Origin of the sequence: Siccirubricoccus deserti (assembly GCF_014283215.1) — a bacterium.
GTDB lineage: Bacteria > Pseudomonadota > Alphaproteobacteria > Acetobacterales > Acetobacteraceae > Siccirubricoccus > Siccirubricoccus deserti.
This window is the reverse complement of sequence record NZ_JACOMF010000032.1, coordinates 38,806-57,053: the sequence shown is the minus strand read 5'-3', so window position 1 is coordinate 57,053 and position 18,248 is coordinate 38,806. Positions and strand designations below refer to the sequence as shown.

The following is an 18,248-nucleotide window of genomic DNA, read 5'->3' as shown; positions in this document are numbered from 1 at the left end:
GCCGTCTGGCCCCGCCTACGCTCCGCTCCGGCAGGGCCAGACGGCCAAGCCAGAACATGGGTCAAGTCTCTCATAACCCGTGGATCCCCAAGTGGGGGCAGGTCAATTGTAGTGCCGACGCCACTCCTCGGTCAGCACCTGCGCTTCCCTGGCGAGGCGGAGAGGGACGTAGCGCTGTCCCCGAGACCGGCGGACAACACCAACACGCAGACCGCCGCCGGGGCGATCTCCCGCGGCCGGCACGGCTTCGATGCACAGGACCTTTCTCGTTACGATTTGGTTCCGATTGCAGCGTTGGTGTTCAGGGAAGCTCAAGAGCGGACAGGCGGCTTCCGGCCAAACTATGCCGTTGGGAATGAGCTCAGGCGGCCTGCTCCTATATCGGGTTACGAGGGTGGAGCCGACATCCGGGTGCCGAGCCATCTACAGCCGCTAACCACCTCAAGCGGTCATCCGCCAGGGCCGTTGGTACGAGAAGCCCTAACGCTGTGGAAACCGCGCGGGTGGAGGTCGCCGGCCTTCCTGCGCCATTCGGGGGATATACGTGGGATGCCCGAAAACGACAACGCCCGGCTCGATAGCCGGGCGATCGTAAGTTCTTGTAATAACCATGGAAAAATGGCGCGCCCGAAGAGATTCGAACTCCTGACCCCCAGATTCGTAGTCTGGTGCTCTATCCAGCTGAGCTACGGGCGCGCAGCCGCTAATGCGGCGAGGCGGGCGAAATAGCGGAGGCAGCGGCGCAGCGCAACCCCCCTCTCCCGCCCTTATCATTATCTATGCGGTGAGTTTCTCCAACTCACGCATCACCGCCTCGCCCATCACACCCGTACCGACCCGGGCCATACCGGTCTGCATGATATCAGCGGTACGCAGGCCGCCGGCCAGCACCTTCTCCACCGCCTGCTCCAGCAGCTTCGCCTCGTCCTCGAAGCCGAAGGACCAGCGCAGCAGCATGGCGAAGGAGAGCATCTGGGCGCAGGGGTTGGCGATGCCCTTGCCGGCGATGTCAGGCGCCGAGCCGTGGATCGGCTCGTACAGCGCGTGCCGCTTGCCGGTGGCCGGATCGATCGCGCCAAGCGTCGCTGAAGGCAGCATGCCAAGCGAGCCGGTCAGCGCCGCCGCCAGGTCGCTCAGCACATCGCCGAACAGGTTGCTGCCGAGGATGACGTCGAACTGCTTCGGCCGGCTGCAGAGCTGCATGGCGCAGTTGTCGGCGTACATGTGCTGCAACTCGACATCCGCGTATTCGGCCTTGTGCAGCTCGGTCACCACGGCCCGCCACAGCCGGCCGGACTGCATGACATTGGCCTTCTCGACCGAGGTCAGCTTGCCGCGCCGCTTGCGCGCCAGGTCGAACCCGACCCGGGCGACGCGGATGATCTCATCCTCGTGGTAGACGTCGGTATCGAAGCCGCGGCGCTTGCCGTCGGGCAGCGTCTCGACACCGCGCGGCTCGCCGAAATAGACGCCGCCGGTGGTCTCGCGCACCACCATGATGTCGACGCCGCGGACCACATCCGGCTTCAGCGAGGAGGCATCGACCAGCGGGTCCAGCACCACCGCGGGGCGCAGATTGGCGAAGAGGCCAAGCTCCTGGCGCAGCCGCAGGATGCCCAGCTCCGGTCGCTGCTCGAACGGCAAGCTGTCCCATTTCGGCCCGCCGACGCTGCCGAACAGCACGGCATCGGCCGCTTTGGCCCGGGCGACGGTTGTGTCGGAGCAGGGCGTGCCCTCGGCATCGATGGCGGCACCCCCGACCAGCCCTTCCTCGATCTCGAAGGAAAGGCTGCGGCGGCGGGCCATCCAATCGATGATACGGCGGGTCTCCCGCATCACCTCCGGGCCGATGCCGTCACCCGGCAGGACGAGGAGCTTCTTGTTCGCGGCCATACGCGGGACGTCTCCAGTGTGTAGGCGGTGGCGAGTCAGCCGCCGTAGAGCCAGGGTTGCGCCGCCTTCTGCCGCGCTTCGAAACCATCGATCGCCGGAGCGTGCTGCATGGTCTGGCCGATGTCGTCGAGGCCGTTCAGCAGCAGGTGCCGTCGCAGCGGGTCGACCTGGAAGGGGATCTCCTCGCCGGAAGGCCGCACCACCACCTGGCGCTCCAGGTCAACGGTGATGCGCGCATTGCCGCCAAGCCGGGCATCCTCCATCAGCTGCTCGCACACCGCGCGCGGCAGCTTCACCGGCAGGACGCCGTTCTTGAAGCTGTTGTTGTGGAAGATATCGGCGAAATCCGGCGCAATGACGCAGCGGATGCCGAAATCCAGCAGCGCCCAGGGTGCATGCTCGCGCGAGGAGCCGCAGCCGAAATTCTCGAAGGCGATAAGGATCTCGGCGCGGCGGTAGGGTTCCTGGTTGAGGACGAAGTCGGGGTTCTCCGAGCCGTCCTCGCGGTAGCGCGCATTGGCGAACAGGTGCTTGCCGAAGCCGCTGCGGCTGATCGACTTCAGGAAGCGGGCCGGGATGATCTTGTCCGTGTCGACATTGGCCTGCGGCATCGGCGCGGCAATGCCGGTCAGCGTGGTGAAGGCTTCCATCACACACCCTCTTTCGGCTGGTAGTCGCGCACATCGGCCAGATGCCCGGCGATCGCCGCTGCCGCCGCCATGGCCGGCGAGAGCAGATGTGTCCGCCCGCCCGGCCCCTGGCGTCCCTCGAAATTGCGGTTCGAGGTGGAGGCGCTGCGCTGGCCCGGCTTCAGCTTGTCCGGGTTCATGCCGAGGCACATGGAACAGCCCGCCTCGCGCCACTCGAAGCCGGCCTCGGTGAGGATGCGGTCGAGGCCCTCGGCCTCCGCCTGCTTCTTCACCAACCCGCTGCCCGGCACCACCAGCGCGCGCACGCCATCGGCGACCTTGCGGCCGCGGGCGATGCTGGCGGCGATGCGGATGTCCTCGATCCGGCTGTTGGTGCAGCTGCCGATGAAGACGACATCGACCGGCAGGTCCTGCAGTCGCTGGCCTGGCGTCAGCCCCATGTATTCCACCATGCGCCGCAGCTGGGCGCGGCGGGCTTCGTCCGCCGCCTCTTCCGGATCCGGCACCACGCCGGTGATCGGCAGCACGTCCTCCGGGCTGGTGCCCCAGGTGACCTGCGGCGCGATCTCATGCGCCGCCAGCTTCACCACCTTGTCGAAATGCGCGCCGGGATCGGAGGGCAACGTCTTCCACCAGGCCAGCGCCCGCTCGAAGGACGCGCCCTTCGGGCCATCCGGCGTCCTGGCGATGTAGTCGAAGGTGGTCTGGTCGGGAGCAATCAGCCCGGCCCGCGCCCCGCCCTCGATCGCCATGTTGGACACCGTCATGCGCCCGGCCATGTCGAGCGCGCGGATGGTATCGCCGCAATACTCGATCACATGGCCGGTGCCGCCCGCGGTGCCGATCTTGCCGATCACCGCCAGGGTGATGTCCTTGCCGGAACAGCCGACCGCGAGGTTGCCCTCGACCAACACCTGCATGTTCTTCGCCGGCTTCTGCAGCAGGGTCTGGGTCGCCAGCACGTGCTCGACCTCGGAGGTGCCGATGCCGAAGGCCAGCGCACCCATGGCGCCATGGGTCGAGGTATGGCTGTCGCCGCAGACGATGGTCATGCCCGGCAGCGAACGGCCAAGCTCCGGCCCGATGACGTGGACGATGCCCTGCCGCTCATCCAGCAGCGGGATCAGCGGCATGCCGAATTCAGCGGCGTTCCGCTCCAGCGTCTCCACCTGCAGCCGGCTCTCGGGGTCGATGATGCCGGTGTAGCGGGAGCTGTCGGTGGCGATGTTGTGGTCGATGACGCCGAGCGTCGCATCCGGCCGGCGCAGCTTGCGGCCGGCGGCACGCAGGCCGTCGAAGGCCTGCGGCGTGGTCACCTCATGGGTAAGGTGGAGGTCGATGTAGAGCAGTGCGGTGCCGTCGGGCAGCGTCTCGACGACATGCGCGTCCCAGATCTTGTCGAACAGTGTGCGCGGCTTCTGCGCTGACATTGCGTCCCTCACCTCACCGAAAGCGCCCCGCGCGGGGGCGCCGGGCAATCAGCCCTGCCTGTCCTGTTGCTTCTCCTGGATGCGCGCGGCCTTGCCGGTGCGCCCACGCAGGTAATACAGCTTCGCCCGCCGCACCTTGCCGCGCCGCACCACCGCGATCTCGGCGATCGAAGGGGAGTACAGCGGGAAGACGCGCTCCACGCCCTCGCCGTAGGAGAGCTTGCGGACGGTGAAATTGCTGTTCACGCCGCGGTTGGAGCGGGCGATGACCACGCCCTCATAGGCCTGGGTCCGGGTCCGCTCGCCCTCGACCACCTTCACCATCACGCGGACGGTATCGCCCGGGGCGAATTCCGGCACGGCGCGGGCGGCAACGAGGCGGTTGAGCTGCTCGGTCTCGAACTGCTGCAGCAGGTTCATGAGGGTGGTCCTTTCGTCAATCGGTTTAGGCGGCGGCGGGGCGGCCGTCCATGGCCCCCGCCTCCGCGGCATTGGGATGCAGCCGGGCCCAGAGGTCGGGCCGGCGTTCTCGGGTGATGCGTTCCGCCTCGGCCCGGCGCCAGCGCGCGATCTCGGCGTGGTGGCCGGAAAGCAGCACCGGCGGCACGGCGCGGCCGTTCCATTCGGCGGGACGGGTGTAGTGCGGGTATTCCAGCAGGCCGCCGCTGAAGCTTTCCTCCACGGCGCTGTCGGCGGCGCCCATGACACCGGGCAGCAGGCGCACGCAGGCGTCGAGCAGGACCATGGCCGCCGGCTCGCCACCGGACAGCACGTAGTCGCCGATCGAGATCTCCTGCAGGTTGCGCGCCTCGATGACCCGCTGGTCGATGCCCTCGAAGCGACCGCAGAGCACCACCACGCCAGCCCCCTCGGCCAGCCGGCGCACCGTCGACTGGTCGAGCGGCGTGCCGCGCGGCGTCAGCACAACCGCCGGCCGGTCAGGTCCGGCTGCCAGTGCGGCGCCGACCGCGGCGTCCACCACATCCGGCCGCAGCACCATTCCGGCCCCACCGCCGCAGGGCGTGTCATCCACGCTGCGATGACGATCCGTGGCGAAGCCCCGGATGTCGATGGCATCGAGCGCCCAGCGGGATTCGCGCAGCGCCTTCCCGGCCAGGGAATGGCCGAGCGGCCCCGGGAACATCTCGGGGAAGAGGGTCAGGACGGAGGCGTGCCAGTTCATTCAGCGGCCCGCTCCCCGGCGGCGGGCGGAACAACAACCTCATCGGGCGGCACCACCACCAGCCGGCCTCTGGCCAGATCAACCTCCGGCACCACGGCGCGGTTGAAGGGCAGCAGGCGCTCCGGTGGGCCATCCAGCACCAGGAAGCTACCGGCGCCGTGGTCCTCCACCGCCCGGACAGCGCCGAGCGGCTGGCCCGCTGGCGTCTCCGCCCGCAGCCCGACCAGATCGGCGAGGTAGAACTCGTCTGGTTCGGGCGGCGGCAGCTGCCGCCGCTCGACATAGAGCTTGGTGCCGGTCATCCGCTGGGCAGCGTCGCGGTCGGTGACGCCCTCGATCCGCGCCAGCCCATCGGCCAACACGGTGATGGCGTAGCGCTGGGTCCCGGTGGCGTCGGTCAACGGGCCGTAATCGGCGATGGCGCCGGGATCGGCGGTGAAGCTGCGCAGCCTCACCAGGCCGCGCACGCCGTGCGGCCGGCCGATCTCCCCCACCAGTATCCGCTTGTCCGACACGTCAGTGGCCCCGACCTATGCCTCAACCCGCGGCGGCGGCGGCGCGCTCCTGCGCCTTCTTCTTCGGCGCCGACTGCTTCGGCTGCTCCGGGAACACCGGCATCGGCGCGAGGCCGGTCTTGCCCAGGAACTTGGCCACCCGGTCGGTGGCCAGCGCGCCCTGGCCCAGCCAATGCTTCACCCGCTCCTCGACCAAACGGACGCGGTCGGCATGATCGGACGGCAGCATCGGGTTGTAGCTGCCGAGCTTCTCGATGAAGCGGCCGTCGCGCGGGCTGCGGCTGTCGGCCACCACGATGTGGTAGTAGGGACGCTTCTTGGCGCCGGCGCGCGCGAGGCGGATCTTCAGGCCCATGGTGTCACTGTCACTCCGTGCTTGTGTCTAGAAGGGACGCCGGCCACCGCCGGGTCCCTGCATTCCCTTCGGCATCAGCGCGGCGAGCCCGCCCCGCATCAGCCCCTTCTGGCCGAGCTTGTTCATCCGCTTCATCATCACGGACATGTCGTCGAAGCTCTTCAGCAGCTTGTTCACCTCCTGCACGGAGGTCCCGCTGCCGGCGGCGATGCGGCGCTTGCGCGACGCCTTGATGATGTCCGGTGTCCGCCGTTCCTTCGGCGTCATCGAGCCGATGATCGCCGCCTGCCGCTTCAGCATGGTGTTATCGAGGTTCGCATCCTCGATCTGCTGCTTCATCTTTCCGATGCCCGGCAGCATGCCGAGGATGCCGGAGAGCGAACCCATCTTGCCGATCTGCTTCAGCTGGGACGCGTAATCCTCCAGCGTGAACTGGCCCTTCTGCATCCGGGCCGCGAGCTTCTCCGCCTCGTCCCGGTCGATGGTCTCGGCCGCGCGCTCCACCAGGCTGACGATGTCGCCCATGCCAAGGATGCGGCCGGCGATGCGGTCGGGGTGGAAATCCTCCAGCGCATCCAGCTTCTCGCCGGCGCCGAGCAATTTTATGGGTGCGCCGGTGACGGCACGCATCGACAAGGCGGCACCACCGCGGGCGTCACCGTCGATCCGGGTCATGACGATGCCGGTGACGCCGACCTTGTCCTGGAAGGCGCGGGCGGTATTCACCGCATCCTGTCCGGTCATGGCATCCACGACCAGCAGCGTCTCATGCGGCTGGGTCGCCAGCTTCACCGCGGCGACCTCGTCCATCAGCGTCTCATCGATGGCGAGGCGCCCGGCGGTGTCCAGCACCACCACATCGAACAGCTCGCGCCGCGCCTGGTCCATGGCGCGAGCGGCGATCTGCAGCGGGGTCTGGCCGGCGACGATCGGCAGGCTGGCGACGCCCACCTGCTTCGCCAGCGTCTCCAGCTGCAGCTGCGCCGCCGGACGGTGCACGTCGAGCGACGCCAGCAGCACCTTCTTCTTCTCGCGGCCCTTCAGCCGCAGCGCGATCTTGCCCGAGGTGGTGGTCTTGCCCGAGCCCTGCAGGCCGACCATCAGGATGGCGACCGGCGCCGCCGCGGCCAGGTCGATGCCGCGCTGCCCGGCATCGGCCGCGCCGCCGCCCAGCGCCTCGACCAGCGCGTCATGGACGATCTTGATGACCTGCTGCGCCGGGGAGACGCTCTTCAGCACCTCGACCCCGACTGCCCGCTCGCGCACCTTGGCGATGAGATCCCTGACCACCGGCAGCGCGACATCGGCTTCCAGCAGCGCCACCCGCACTTCGCGCAGCGCCTCGGTCACGTCGGCCTCGGACAGCGCGCCGCGGCGGCGCAGCCGGTCGAAGACCCCGTTCAGCTTGCCGGACAACGCCTCGAACATCGCGGCTGCCTTGACCCTTGCCTGCGGGGCAGGGATGCCCCCAAAACGAAACGCGCCGCTGCGCGAGCCATCGCGGAGCGGCGGAGCCCCCCATCAACGGGGGACCGCGAAACCGGCCTGGACCGGGTCGTGCCCATTACGCCGGGGTCCGGCCCGGGTCAAGCAGTACCGGTCGCGAGGGCACCGCCGACCGGGCGCATCGAGTCGGAATGCCCAGCCTTGGCACCTGCCAGGAAGCCCCCATCTCATCCTCCGATGGGTTGCGGCAGGTCCTCGGTCGGCAGCGCCGCCAGCAGCGCCGCCACGTCGCGCCGCAGGACCGGATGGACCCAGTCAGGTGCGACATCGGCCAGCGGCTGGAGGACGAAGCGGCGAAGATGCGCCCGTGGATGCGGTAGAATCGGGTCGGGCGAGTGGCGGACCAGCCCCTCGATGTCGATGAGGTCAAGGTCCAGGCGGCGCGGCGCGTTGGGGAACGGGCGCTGCCGTCCCGCGTCATCTTCGATGAGGTGCAACGCTGCCAGCAGCGTCGCCGGATCGCTGGCGAGACCTTCCAGTCGCGCAACACCGTTGACAAACACCGGCGCCCCCGGAACCGATGCAACCGGGGCTGTCCTATACCATCTGGACAAAGCCCGCAGCCTGAGGCCCGGCAGCGAATCCAGCGCCGCCGCTGCCGAGCGGCAGGTTTCCAGCGGACTCTCGCCCCGCCGGCCGGGCAAATTCGCGCCAAGGGCGATAAGAACGGTGATTTCTCGCTTCCTAATCTTCAATACCCGCCTACTATCTGAAGGGCCGCATTGGCATGAACCATATTTCGAGAGTTCCCTAGCTTGCAGCCCGACCGGATCGAACGCGTCGCCGTCTTCATCGATGGCGCAAACCTCTACGCCGCCTCCCGCAGCCTGGGGTTCGACGTGGACTACAAGAACCTGCTGGGCCACTTCCGCCAGCGGGCCTATCTGGTACGCGCCTACTACTACACTGCGTTGCTGGAAACCGAGGAATACTCGCCGCTGCGGCCGCTGGTCGACTGGCTCGGTTACAATGGCTATTCCGTTGTCACCAAGCCGGCGAAGGAGTTCACCGACGCCACCGGCCGGCGCCGGGTGAAAGGCAGCGTCGATATCGAGATGGCGGTCGATGTGCTCGACCTCAGTGCGCACCTGGACCACGTCGTGATCTTCTCCGGCGACGGCGATTTGCGCCGTCTGGTCGAATCGGTGCAGCGGCGTGGGGTCCGGGTGACGGTGATCTCCACCATTCGCACCCAGCCGGCGATGATCGCCGATGAGTTGCGGCGCCAGGCGGATGCCTTCCTCGACCTGGCCGATCTGGCAGAGCACATCACCCGCCGCCAGGTGGAGCCGCGCCCGCGGCCGCCCGCCGCGGCAGGGCGCCCAGCGTTGAGCCGGGCCACCCCGGCCGAGCCCTTCCGGGAGACGCCGGACCTGCCCGAGTGAGCGCGGCGGCCGAGCCGGGCCGAGATTGCCCGCTCTGCCCCCGGCTGGCGGCTCTGCGCATGGCGAACCGTGCCGCCTTCCCGGACTGGCATAATGCGCCGGTGCCGAGTTGGGGCCCGCGCGAAGCGCCAATCCTGGTGCTCGGCATGGCACCGGGCCAGCGCGGCGCCAACCGCACCGGCCGCCCCTTCACCGGCGACCATGCGGGCAAGCTGCTCTACGCCACGCTGCTGCGCTTCGGGTTGGCAACCGGCGAGTACCAGGAACGGCCGGATGACGGCATGGCGCTGACCGGCTGCCGGGTGACCAATGCGGTGCGCTGCGTTCCCCCGGCCAATCTGCCGGAGACGGCGGAGATCAGGGCCTGCAACGGCTTCCTCGCCGGCGAGCTGCGGACGATGCCGAATCTTCGGGTGGTGCTGGCGCTCGGCGTGCTGGCGCATGCGGCGCTGCTGCGGGCGCTGGGGCTGAAGCCCTCCCGTATCGCCTTCGCCCATGGCGCCATGCATGCGCTGCCGGGCGGACTGCTGCTGGCCGACAGCTATCATGTCAGCCGCTACAACACTTCGACCCGGCGGCTGACGGCGGCGATGTTCGAGGCCGTGGTGGCCGAAGTGCTCGCCCGGGCGCAGGGTTAGGCGGCCAACGCAGCCTCGATTGCCTGGACCAGCGCCGGCGCCTCCGGCCCGGTCTGGGTGCTGAAACCCTGCACCTTCCGGCCGTCCCGTGCCACAAGGTACTTATGAAAATTCCATCGCGGCGGACCGCCGCCGCGTTCGGCCAGGAACGCGAAAAAGGGACTGGCCTGGGCGCCGCGGACATGCGCCAGGTTGGTCATCGGGAATTCGACGCTATAGGTGGCATCGCAGAATTGCTTGATGGTCGCGGCATCGCCGCTTTCCTGATTGAAGTCCTGCGACGGCACGCCGAGCACCACCAGCCCGCGCATGCCATAGCGCCGGTGCAGCGCCTGCAGCCCGGCATATTGTGGCGTATAGCCGCAGAAGCTGGCGGTATTGACCACCAGCATCGGCCGGCCACGCCATTGGCCGAGGTCGAGTGGCCCGCCCTCGATTGCCTCCAGCCGGAAGTCGAAGGCCGTCGGGCCCGCAGCCGCCGCATCACCCGCCATCAGCATCCCCCCGATCGCCAGGGCCGCCCGTCGCGTCGGCTCAGCCATAGCGCTCCTCCAGCCACGGGTCGCCGTTGTTGTGGTAGCCGCGCACCTCCCAGAATCCAGGGCGGTCGTCGCGCAGCAGTTCGATCCGTGTCACCCATTTCGGGCTCTTCCAGAAATACAACCGGGGCAGGACCACCCGCACCGGCCCGCCATGCTGCCGGGTCAGCGGCGCGCCCTCCCAGCTATGGGCGAGCAACACCTCGTCGCGGATGAACTCCTCCAGCGGAACGTTGGTGGTGTAGCCATCGTAGCTGGTGAAGGAGACGAAGCGCGCCTCATCCTTCGGCCGGGCCAGCGCCACCAGGTCGCGCGCCGGCACACCCTGCCAATGATTGTCGTAGCGGCTCCATTGGGTGACGCAGTGGATGTCGTTCACCCGCTCCTCCTGGGGCAGCGCCATGAACTCCTCCAGAGTGAGCCGCACCGGCGCCTGCACCAAGCCTTCGACCCGCAGCCGCCAGCGGTCCGGCGTGACCTCCGGCTGCACCCCGAGATCCAGCACCGGCCAGTCCTTCACCAGCGTCTGGCCGGGCGGCAGGCGGTCGCGGGCAGGGTCGGCATGGGTGCCGGTCAGCAGACGGCCTTCGCGCGCCCAGGCCTGCTTGCTCTCGACCAGCTTGTCGCGCAGCTTGCCGGTCAGGGGCACCTGTTCGTCGTCCTCGGCCATTCCTGTCTCCTCACCCGCCCTAGGTGGCCGTGGGCGCCACGGATGCAAGAATGCCGCTACAGCGGATCGGTGCTCCGGGGCATCCACGCCCTTCCGCGATCCGCTCTAACCATTTTACTCGTAGAGCGGATTCACGCTCCGGGGCGTTCAGCCCCTCCGCGATCCGCTCTACCCGCGGTCCCGCATCAGCCGCGCCTTGTCGCGCTGCCAGTCGCGGGCGGCGATGGCGGCGCGCTTGTCGTGCTTCTTCCTGCCCTCGGCCACGCCGAGCAGCACCTTGGCCCGGCCGCGGTCGTTGAAGTGGATCTGCATGGGCACCAACGTCGCACCCTCCCGGGTGATGGTCCCGATCAGCTCCCGCACCTGCTTCCGGTGCAACAGCAGCTTGCGCGGCCGACGCGGCTCGAATTTCGCCACCGTGCTGCCGGCCTGCCATTCCGGGATGGTGCAGTTGAACAGCCAGAGCTCGCCGTCGCGCTCGCCTGCCCAGGCCTCGGCCAGCGTCGCCCGCCCGGCGCGCAGCGACTTTACTTCCGGCCCGACCAGCATCAGCCCGGCCTCGATCGTCTGGCCGATGCTGTAGTCGTATCGGGCGCGGCGATTGGTCGAGGCGACGCCGTGGCTGATCATCCCCTTCTTGCGTGGTTCCGCCATGGCGGGTGGAAGCTACCCCTTCAGTTCAGCAGGCCGGCGGAGACCATCGCCTCGCGTACCCGCTTGCGCACCGGCTCGGAAACCGGGGCCAGCGGCAGGCGGCATTTGTCGCTGCCCTTGCCGAGCAGGCTGGCGGCATATTTCACCGGCGCCGGCGAGGTCTCGGCGAACAGGCTGTCGTGCAGCGGCACCAGCCGCTCCTGGATCGCCATCGCCTCGCCGAGCCGGCCGTCGCGCCAGGCCTTCTGCATCTCGGCACAGAGCCGGGGCGCGACATTCGCGGTCACGCTGATGCAGCCGACGCCGCCGGCGGCGTTGAACGCCAGCGCTGTATGGTCCTCGCCGGAGAGCTGGATGAAATCCTCGCCGCAGGCGCGGCGGGTGTGCAGCGGCCGGGTCAGGTTGGCGGTCGCATCCTTCACGCCGATGATGTTCTTGTGCTTCGCCAGCCGCGCCATGGTCTCCACCGACATGTCCACGACGCTGCGCGGCGGGATGTTGTAGATGAACATCGGCAGGTCGACGGCATCGGCGATGGCTGAGAAGTGCAGGAACATCCCCTCCTGCGTCGGCTTGTTGTAGTAGGGCGTCACCACCAGCGTGCCGTCGGCACCGGCCTTCTTGGCGTGGCGGGCGAAGTCAATCGCCTCGGCGGTGCTGTTGCTGCCGGCGCCGGCCATCACCGGCACCCGGCCCCTGGCCACCTCGACGCAAAGCTCGACCACGCGCTTGTGCTCGGCGTGGGAGAGGGTCGGGCTCTCGCCGGTGGTGCCGACCGGAACCAGCCCCTCGGTGCCCTCGCTGATCTGCCATTCGACCAGCTCCTGGAATGCCTTCTCGTCCAAGGACCCGTCCGGGCGCATCGGCGTGATCAGCGCGACCAACGATCCTGTGAACATCCTGGCTTCCTCCGAGACCGGCCGCGCCCCCGCGCGGGACCGCAGAGGCTAGAGCAAACGCCGTCTGGGTGGAACCGCACAGGCGGTGGAATTCGTTCCCCTCCAACGAAAGCCGGCGCGGTGGCGATCATGCGCCGATTTTCGGCTTTAGCCGATCCCGGTGGCGGTCGATCTGGTCTAGAAGCCGGGGATGCGCCGTCGCGCCCTGCTCTCCCTCGCCCTGCTGCCGCCCACCCTGCCCCGCCCCGCCGCGGCCCAGGACACGCTTGCCCGTGCCGCCGGCCGGCAGGCGATCGCCTTCGCCAATGCCCAGCGCTGGCCGGAGGCTGAGGCCGCCGCACTGGGCGCGGACCCGCCGATCCGCCGGATGATCACCTGGATGCGGCTGCAGTCGCGCAGCAGCGGCGCCGGCGCGGCGGAGATCGCCGGCTTCGCTCTCGGCAACCCGGAATGGCCAGGGCAGGCGCTGCTCGGCCGCCGCGTCGAGGAAGCCCTGCTGCTTGAGCCGGACGACACACTGGCCGTGCTGTGGTTCGCCGCCCGCGCGCCGCGCAGCCTGGATGGCTACCAGCGGCTGGCCGATGCCCTCGGCCGCGCCGGCCGAACCGAGGAGGCCGCCAATGTTCTGCGCACCGGCTGGGCCGAGGCGCCGGCCGACCCCGCCGCCGAGCCAGGCTTCCTCGACCGCGCCGCCCCGGTGCTGACGCCGGAGGCCCATTGGCGCCGCTTCGACCGGCTGGCCCTGGCGCGGGAGGGGGCCGCCGCATCCCGGCTGGTGCCCTATCTTGCGCCGGCGCAACAGGGCCTCGCCGCCGGCCGGCTGGCCTATGCCGCGGACCGGCCGGATGCCGATTCCCCCAGCCTCGCCGCCGCCGCACCGGCCGATCCGGCACTCACCCTGGAACGCGCCCGCTGGCTGCGCCGCCGCGACCAAGACGCCGAGGCCGCCGCCGCCTGGACCGCCCTGACGGCGAAGCCCTCCGCCGAGGTCGCCCGCGCCGCCTGGCCGGAACGCCAGTTGCTGGCCCGCAAGCTGCTGCGGCTGGGCGATGCCCGCGCCGCCTACGCGGTCTGCGCCCGCCACGGCATCGAGGCAGCGGGAGAGCCGCGGCAGGAGGCGGAATTCCTCGCCGGCTTCGTCGCTCTCCGCCGGCTGGGCGACCCTGCCGCCGCCGAGCGGCATTTCACCCGGGTCGGCGAGGACAGCCGCAGCGTCATCACCCGCGCCCGCAGCGCCTATTGGCAGGGCTGCGCCGCGGCGGCCCAAGGCCAGGCGGCGCGGGCCCGGCAGTGCTATGCGGCGGCGGCGGAATTCCCCCTCGCCTTCTATGGCCAGCTTGCTTCGGTGGCGCTGGGCGAGCCGGCCGCCCGGCTTTCGGCGCGGATCACCGCCATGCCGCCGCCGCAGCCCACCCCGGCCCAGCAGCAGGCGCTGGAGCAGGGAGAACTGGCCCAGCTCATCCTGGCGCTGGCCGATATCGGCGAAGCCCGCCGCGCCCGCATCTTCCTGCTGCGGCTGGAGGAACTGGCGGCGGACCCCGCCGGCAAGGCGCTGGTCGCCCGGCTGGCGCTGCGGATCGGCCGGCCGGACCATTGCGTCTGGGTGGTGCGCCGGGCCGGCGCCACCGGGCTGATGCTGCCGGCCGAGGGCTGGCCGAGCCCCTATCCCGCGCCGCCCGAAGCCCCCGAGGCCGCGCTGGTCAACGCCATCGCCCGGCAGGAGAGCAATTTCGACCCGGAGGCGGTCTCCTCCGCCAATGCCCGCGGCCTGATGCAGCTGCTGCCCGCCACCGCCCAGGCGGTGGCGCGGCGGCTCGGCCTGCGACATCAGACCGGCATGCTGACCAGCGATCCCACCCACAACCTGCGGCTCGGCGCCGCCTATCTGGACCAGTTGCTGGCCCGCTTCTCCGGCACCCTGCCCTTCGCCATCGCCGGCTACAATGCCGGGCCCAGGCGGGTTGATGAATGGCTCGGCACCTACGGCGACCCGCGCGGCGGCGCCCTGCCGATGCTGGACTGGATGGAGCTGATCCCCTTCGGCGAGACCCGCAACTACGTCCAGCGCGTGCTGGAGAACCTGACCATCTACCGCGCCCGCAAGCCTGCCACCGCGGCACTGGAGCACCCGATGGTGCCCTGGCTGCGCGACAGCGGATGACGGAGCTCGATTCCGCGGCAGCACCGCCGTGATGCGGCCGGGTCTTGCGCTGGCCATGCTGGTGGCGACGATGGGGGGCATCGGCCGGCTGCGACCCGGGCCCGGCACCTGGGGCTCGGCGCTGGTGCTGCCGGCGGTGCTGCTCGGGTCGCTCGGCTGCCTCGCCCTCGCCGTGGTGCTGGCGGTCGCAGGCTTCTGGGCGACCTATCGCGTCCTCGGCGAGGATACCGCCGCCGACCCCGCCTGGGTGGTGGTGGATGAGGGCGCGGGCCAGCTGCTGGTGCTGGCGGCGCTGCCCGCCGGGGCCGGCTTCTGGGGGATCGTCCTGGCCTTCCTGCTGTTCCGGTTCCTCGACATCCTGAAGCCCGGCCCGGTCGGCTGGGCGGATCGCCGGCATGGCGCGGTCGGCGTGATGCTCGATGACCTGGTCGCCGGGGTGATCGCCGCCGCGCTGGTCCTGCTGCTTCGTGCCGCCTTTCCGGAGATACCGCTCTGATGCTGCCCCAAGCGACCCTGGACGCCGCCCGCGACCTGCTCGCCCTGCTGGAGACCCACGGCCTGACCCTCGCCACCGCCGAAAGCTGCACCGGCGGGCTGATCGCCGCGGCGCTGACCGCCATCCCCGGCAGTTCGGCCGTGGTGACCCGCGGCTTCGTCACCTATTCCAACGAAGCCAAGCGCGACATGCTCGGCGTGCCCTGGGACGTGCTGGAGGGCTATGGCGCGGTCAGCGAGAGCGTGGCGCGGCGCATGGCCGAAGGCGCGCTGGCCGCCAGCGGCGCCGATGTGGCGGTGAGCTGCACCGGCATAGCCGGCCCGGGCGGCGCAACCCCGGGCAAGCCGGTCGGGCTGGTGTTCGTCGGCGCGGCGCGGCGGGGTGGCGCCACGCAGGTGCTGCGCCGGGTCTATCCAGGGGACCGCACCGCGGTCCGCGCCGCGACGGTGGCCGAGGCGCTGGCGCTGGCGCGCGCCCTGGCCTGACTGCGGCAGGGCATTACGACCGCCCGCGCAGCAGCCGCCGTAGCGCCCCCCGGCCGGCGACCGCCGCCGGCGCGGCGTCGCTTTGGGCCTTGCGCGGGGGGCCGCGCCGCCGCCGTGCGGTAAGCCGGGCACCCTCGGCGCCGCGCACCAGCGTCAGGGTCCGAGCATGGTAGGCATCCAGCCCAGGCCGGTGGCCGATCGACACCAGGGCGCTGTCGGCAAGCTCCTCCTGGAACAGCGCCATCATCGCATCCTGGTTGGCCTCGTCGAGCGCCGCCGTGGCCTCGTCCATGAAGACCCAGCGCGGCTTGTGCAGCAGCAGCCGGGTGAAGGCGAGCCGCTGCTGTTCGCCGAGCGAGAGGATGCGGTCCCAGCGCTCCTCCTCGTCGAGCCGCGGCACGAGATGCGGCAGGCCGCAGCGTTCCAGCGCCGCCCGCACCACGGCATCGCTGAATTTCCGCGGCGACGCCGGGTAGCTCACCGCCGCGCGCAAGGTGCCAAGCGGCAGGTAGGGCCGCTGCGGCATGAACATCATGCCGGCCCGGTCGGGAATGCGGATCTCGCCCGAACCCCAGGGCCAGAGGCCGGCGATGGCGCGGAACAGCGTGCTCTTGCCGGTACCGCTCTCGCCGACGATCAGCACCCGCTCGCCAGGGGCGATCTCGGCATTCGCCTCGTCTATCACCACGTTTCTGTCCGGGTGGGCGATCTGCAGCTCGCGGAAGGCCAGCGTCTCGCCACCCTCCTCGATATGGATGAGACTGTCGGCCTCGGCGGTGTCGGCCGCCTCCAGCGTGTCCTCCAACTCGATCACCCGCTCGACATGGCTGCGCCAGTCGGCGATGCGGGGGAAATTGTCGACGAACCAGTTGAGGCTGGTGGTCACCTGGCCGAAGGCCGAGGAGATCTGCATCAGCACGCCGAGGGTGATGGCGCCGGCGAAGTAGCGCGGGCTGGCGACCAGCACCGGGAACACCGTCAGCAGCATCCCATAGGCCGAGGTCAGCCACATCAGCCGCCGCTCGCTGCGCATGAGATCCTTCATCACCGTGACGACATGACCGAAGGCGCCGGCCAGGCCGCGCTCCTCATCGGGCTCGCCGCGGATCAGCGCCACGCCCTCGCTGCTCTCGCGCAGCCGGATCAACGCGAAGCGGTGGTCGCTCTCGGCCTCGTTGCGACGGATGTTGATCTCAACCATCGGCCGGCCGATGAACCAGGTTAGGCCGGAGCCGATGCCGGCATAGAGCAGCGCCGCCCAGACCATGTAGCCGGGAATGTCGAATTCATTGGCGCCGAAGGCGACATGCAGCGGTCCCGACAGTGTCCAGAGGATGCCCACGAAGGAGATCAGCATCAGCACCGAGGTGATCAGCCCGACCGCCATCTCCACTGCCATGGCGGTTGCCCAGCGGGTGTTCTCGCTGATTCTCTGATCCGGATTGTCGGCGGCATCCGGCAGGAAGTTGAGCTGATAGTGCCGGCCATCCTCCAGCCAGCGATGCTGCAGCCGCAGCACCAGCCATTGCCGCCAATGCAATTGCAGCAGTTGCCGGACATAGAGCTGGAACACCGCGGTCGCCATGCTGCCGAGGGTCAGCACCAGGAACAGCCCCATCTGGCCGAAGAAGGCGGCACGGTCGCGGGTCTCGAGCGCGTTGAAGAAGTCACGGTTCCAGATGTTGAAGCGCACCTGGATGGCGATTTGCAGCAGGGTCAGCGCCAGCACGCCGGCGGCCAGGCCACGGGCCCGCCCCTTCTCCTCGCCGTTGAAATACTCGGTGGTCAGGCGCCCGAAGCGGCGTAGGAAGCCTTCCTGCGGGCCCTCCGGCGGCGGCGTTGGGTGGGGAGGCATCGTCGGCCTCAGCGGCCAGGGTCGGCGGGCACCGGACGCAGCGCCTCGGGCGCCTCGCCGAGCCGGGCGGCCAGCACCGCGCGCCCGGCATCCTCGGCATGGCCCATGCCCTCGGCGGCAAGCTTCGCCCCGGGCTTCAGCAGGTCGCGGAACGCCTCCACCGCGCCCTGCGGCAGCAGCACCACGCTGCCATCCTCCAGTATGGCGCCGGCGACATCGCCCTGCGGCGCGTAATAGGGCTGTTTCACTGTGCCGGCGACGGTAACCGGCCTAGCCCGCTCCATGGCCTGGCGCCTGGACAGGCGCCAGTAGAAGCGCTCCACCACGCTAGGCGTCGCGTCATTGCCGGAGGCGAAAGCGAGCATGGTAATGACCGGCGCGTTGCGCGCACGGATGCCCCAAACGATGATTGGCCGGCCGGGCGGGGCGATGTGGCGCACCGCGGCGGCAATGTCCGGGGGGAAGACCACCTGCGGGCCTTCGCGGAAGATCAGCGCATCGGTCTCGCCGCGAGGGTTCAGCAGGTAGCGCTCCACCGTACCGGTGAAGGAAGGCAGCTGGGTCGGGTCGAACCACAGTTCGCCAGCCCGGCCGCCCGTCGCGGGCGATTGCGCCGCACCCGGCCGCGGCAAGGCCGCCAATCCCAGAACGCCCCAGAGGGCGGCCCCGAGTACGCCAAGGCCAATCGGCCGCCGCGACACCGGCATGAGCTCAGGCGCCGCGCAGGGCGCCGAAGATCAGCGAAACCAGGAACAGCACGATGAAGATGGCAAACAGCACCTTGGCAATGCCGGCGGAGGCCGAGGCGATGCCGCCGAAGCCGAACAGGCCAGCGACCAATGCGACAACGAGGAAGATCAGGGTCCAATAGAGCATGGCGGTCTCCGGTCAGGGTCCGCCGCGCAGAACGCCAGGGGGTGCGCGGCGGTTGCAC

The 18,248-nt window shown here is 69.8% G+C and carries 21 protein-coding genes and 1 tRNA gene; 5 read left to right on the top strand and 17 right to left on the bottom strand.

What is annotated here, in order from left to right; genetic code table 11:
* Nucleotides 1–619: 619 nt before the first annotated feature.
* From H7965_RS20480 to folK, 10 genes are all read right to left on the bottom strand, one after another.
* Nucleotides 620–696, bottom strand: a tRNA-Arg gene (locus H7965_RS20480).
* Nucleotides 697–777: 81 nt separating this feature from the next.
* On the bottom strand, nucleotides 778–1,893 hold the full coding sequence (gene leuB / locus H7965_RS20475; protein WP_186772443.1) for a 3-isopropylmalate dehydrogenase: 1,116 nt from the start codon (nucleotides 1,891–1,893) through the stop codon (nucleotides 778–780).
* Between the two features lie 35 nt (nucleotides 1,894–1,928).
* The gene (gene leuD / locus H7965_RS20470; protein WP_186772442.1) at nucleotides 1,929–2,543 is read right to left on the bottom strand and encodes a 3-isopropylmalate dehydratase small subunit; all 615 of its coding nucleotides are present in this window, start codon (nucleotides 2,541–2,543) and stop codon (nucleotides 1,929–1,931) included.
* Nucleotides 2,543–3,973, bottom strand: coding sequence for a 3-isopropylmalate dehydratase large subunit (gene leuC, locus H7965_RS20465; protein ID WP_186772441.1), 1,431 nt, complete (start codon nucleotides 3,971–3,973; stop codon nucleotides 2,543–2,545). The genes leuD and leuC overlap by 1 nt, the downstream gene beginning before the upstream one ends.
* A 48-nt stretch (nucleotides 3,974–4,021) precedes the next feature.
* A complete protein-coding gene (gene rplS / locus H7965_RS20460) occupies nucleotides 4,022–4,393 on the bottom strand; it encodes a 50S ribosomal protein L19 (RefSeq protein ID WP_186772440.1) in 372 nt (123 codons plus the stop codon).
* Nucleotides 4,394–4,418: 25 nt separating this feature from the next.
* Nucleotides 4,419–5,156 carry a tRNA (guanosine(37)-N1)-methyltransferase TrmD gene (trmD, locus tag H7965_RS20455; protein ID WP_186772439.1) on the bottom strand — a complete coding sequence of 246 codons (738 nt, stop codon included), beginning with the start codon at nucleotides 5,154–5,156 and terminating at the stop codon, nucleotides 4,419–4,421.
* The gene (gene rimM / locus H7965_RS20450; protein WP_186772438.1) at nucleotides 5,153–5,671 is read right to left on the bottom strand and encodes a ribosome maturation factor RimM; all 519 of its coding nucleotides are present in this window, start codon (nucleotides 5,669–5,671) and stop codon (nucleotides 5,153–5,155) included. The genes trmD and rimM overlap by 4 nt, the downstream gene beginning before the upstream one ends.
* Nucleotides 5,672–5,693: 22 nt before the next feature.
* Nucleotides 5,694–6,026 carry a 30S ribosomal protein S16 gene (gene rpsP, locus H7965_RS20445; protein ID WP_186772437.1) on the bottom strand — a complete coding sequence of 111 codons (333 nt, stop codon included), beginning with the start codon at nucleotides 6,024–6,026 and terminating at the stop codon, nucleotides 5,694–5,696.
* A 27-nt stretch (nucleotides 6,027–6,053) separates the two neighbouring features.
* A complete protein-coding gene (gene ffh / locus H7965_RS20440) occupies nucleotides 6,054–7,454 on the bottom strand; it encodes a signal recognition particle protein (protein WP_186772436.1) in 1,401 nt (466 codons plus the stop codon).
* Nucleotides 7,455–7,699: 245 nt separating this feature from the next.
* Entirely contained in the window at nucleotides 7,700–8,398 is a 699-nt protein-coding gene (folK, locus tag H7965_RS20435) for a 2-amino-4-hydroxy-6-hydroxymethyldihydropteridine diphosphokinase (RefSeq protein ID WP_315898705.1), read from the bottom strand.
* Here folK and H7965_RS20430 point away from each other — a divergent pair.
* Both H7965_RS20430 and H7965_RS20425 read left to right on the top strand, forming a co-directional pair.
* Complete coding sequence (locus H7965_RS20430; RefSeq protein ID WP_186772435.1) at nucleotides 8,288–8,917, top strand: LabA-like NYN domain-containing protein; 630 nt, start codon at nucleotides 8,288–8,290, stop codon at nucleotides 8,915–8,917. The two genes, folK and H7965_RS20430, sit on opposite strands and share 111 nt — an antisense overlap.
* Before the next feature lie 59 nt (nucleotides 8,918–8,976).
* On the top strand, nucleotides 8,977–9,555 hold the full coding sequence (locus tag H7965_RS20425; RefSeq protein WP_186772434.1) for a uracil-DNA glycosylase: 579 nt from the start codon (nucleotides 8,977–8,979) through the stop codon (nucleotides 9,553–9,555).
* On the opposite strand, the gene H7965_RS20420 is transcribed toward H7965_RS20425, so the two are convergent.
* The 4 genes from H7965_RS20420 to dapA all read right to left on the bottom strand — a co-directional run bounded on the left by H7965_RS20420 (nucleotide 9,552) and on the right by dapA (nucleotide 12,317).
* Nucleotides 9,552–10,097, bottom strand: a complete 546-nt coding sequence (locus H7965_RS20420; protein WP_186772433.1) for a glutathione peroxidase — start codon at nucleotides 10,095–10,097, stop codon at nucleotides 9,552–9,554. The two genes, H7965_RS20425 and H7965_RS20420, sit on opposite strands and share 4 nt — an antisense overlap.
* Complete coding sequence (locus tag H7965_RS20415; protein ID WP_186772432.1) at nucleotides 10,090–10,764, bottom strand: sulfite oxidase-like oxidoreductase; 675 nt, start codon at nucleotides 10,762–10,764, stop codon at nucleotides 10,090–10,092. Before H7965_RS20415 ends, H7965_RS20420 begins: the two co-directional genes overlap by 8 nt.
* Nucleotides 10,765–10,932: 168 nt before the next feature.
* The gene (gene smpB / locus H7965_RS20410; RefSeq protein WP_186772431.1) at nucleotides 10,933–11,418 is read right to left on the bottom strand and encodes an SsrA-binding protein SmpB; all 486 of its coding nucleotides are present in this window, start codon (nucleotides 11,416–11,418) and stop codon (nucleotides 10,933–10,935) included.
* A gap of 20 nt (nucleotides 11,419–11,438) precedes the next feature.
* Nucleotides 11,439–12,317, bottom strand: coding sequence for a 4-hydroxy-tetrahydrodipicolinate synthase (gene dapA / locus H7965_RS20405; RefSeq protein ID WP_186772430.1), 879 nt, complete (start codon nucleotides 12,315–12,317; stop codon nucleotides 11,439–11,441).
* Between the two features lie 190 nt (nucleotides 12,318–12,507).
* On the opposite strand from dapA, the gene H7965_RS20400 reads away from it, so the two are divergent.
* From H7965_RS20400 to H7965_RS20390, 3 genes are read left to right on the top strand one after another with little or no spacing between them, the layout of a single operon-like run.
* A complete protein-coding gene (locus H7965_RS20400) occupies nucleotides 12,508–14,478 on the top strand; it encodes a lytic transglycosylase domain-containing protein (RefSeq protein WP_186772429.1) in 1,971 nt (656 codons plus the stop codon).
* Nucleotides 14,479–14,509: 31 nt separating this feature from the next.
* Entirely contained in the window at nucleotides 14,510–14,974 is a 465-nt protein-coding gene (locus tag H7965_RS20395; RefSeq protein WP_186772428.1) for a phosphatidylglycerophosphatase A family protein, read from the top strand.
* Entirely contained in the window at nucleotides 14,974–15,459 is a 486-nt protein-coding gene (locus tag H7965_RS20390; protein ID WP_186772427.1) for a CinA family protein, read from the top strand. The genes H7965_RS20395 and H7965_RS20390 overlap by 1 nt, the downstream gene beginning before the upstream one ends.
* A gap of 13 nt (nucleotides 15,460–15,472) precedes the next feature.
* Here H7965_RS20390 and H7965_RS20385 read toward each other — a convergent pair whose 3' ends face one another.
* The 3 genes from H7965_RS20385 to H7965_RS20375 all read right to left on the bottom strand — a co-directional run bounded on the left by H7965_RS20385 (nucleotide 15,473) and on the right by H7965_RS20375 (nucleotide 18,190).
* Complete coding sequence (locus H7965_RS20385; protein ID WP_186772426.1) at nucleotides 15,473–17,314, bottom strand: ABC transporter ATP-binding protein/permease; 1,842 nt, start codon at nucleotides 17,312–17,314, stop codon at nucleotides 15,473–15,475.
* A gap of 8 nt (nucleotides 17,315–17,322) precedes the next feature.
* On the bottom strand, nucleotides 17,323–17,946 hold the full coding sequence (locus H7965_RS20380) for a hypothetical protein (protein WP_186772425.1): 624 nt from the start codon (nucleotides 17,944–17,946) through the stop codon (nucleotides 17,323–17,325).
* Between the two features lie 79 nt (nucleotides 17,947–18,025).
* A complete protein-coding gene (locus H7965_RS20375; protein WP_186772424.1) occupies nucleotides 18,026–18,190 on the bottom strand; it encodes a DUF1328 domain-containing protein in 165 nt (54 codons plus the stop codon).
* Between the last annotated feature and the right edge of the window lie 58 nt (nucleotides 18,191–18,248).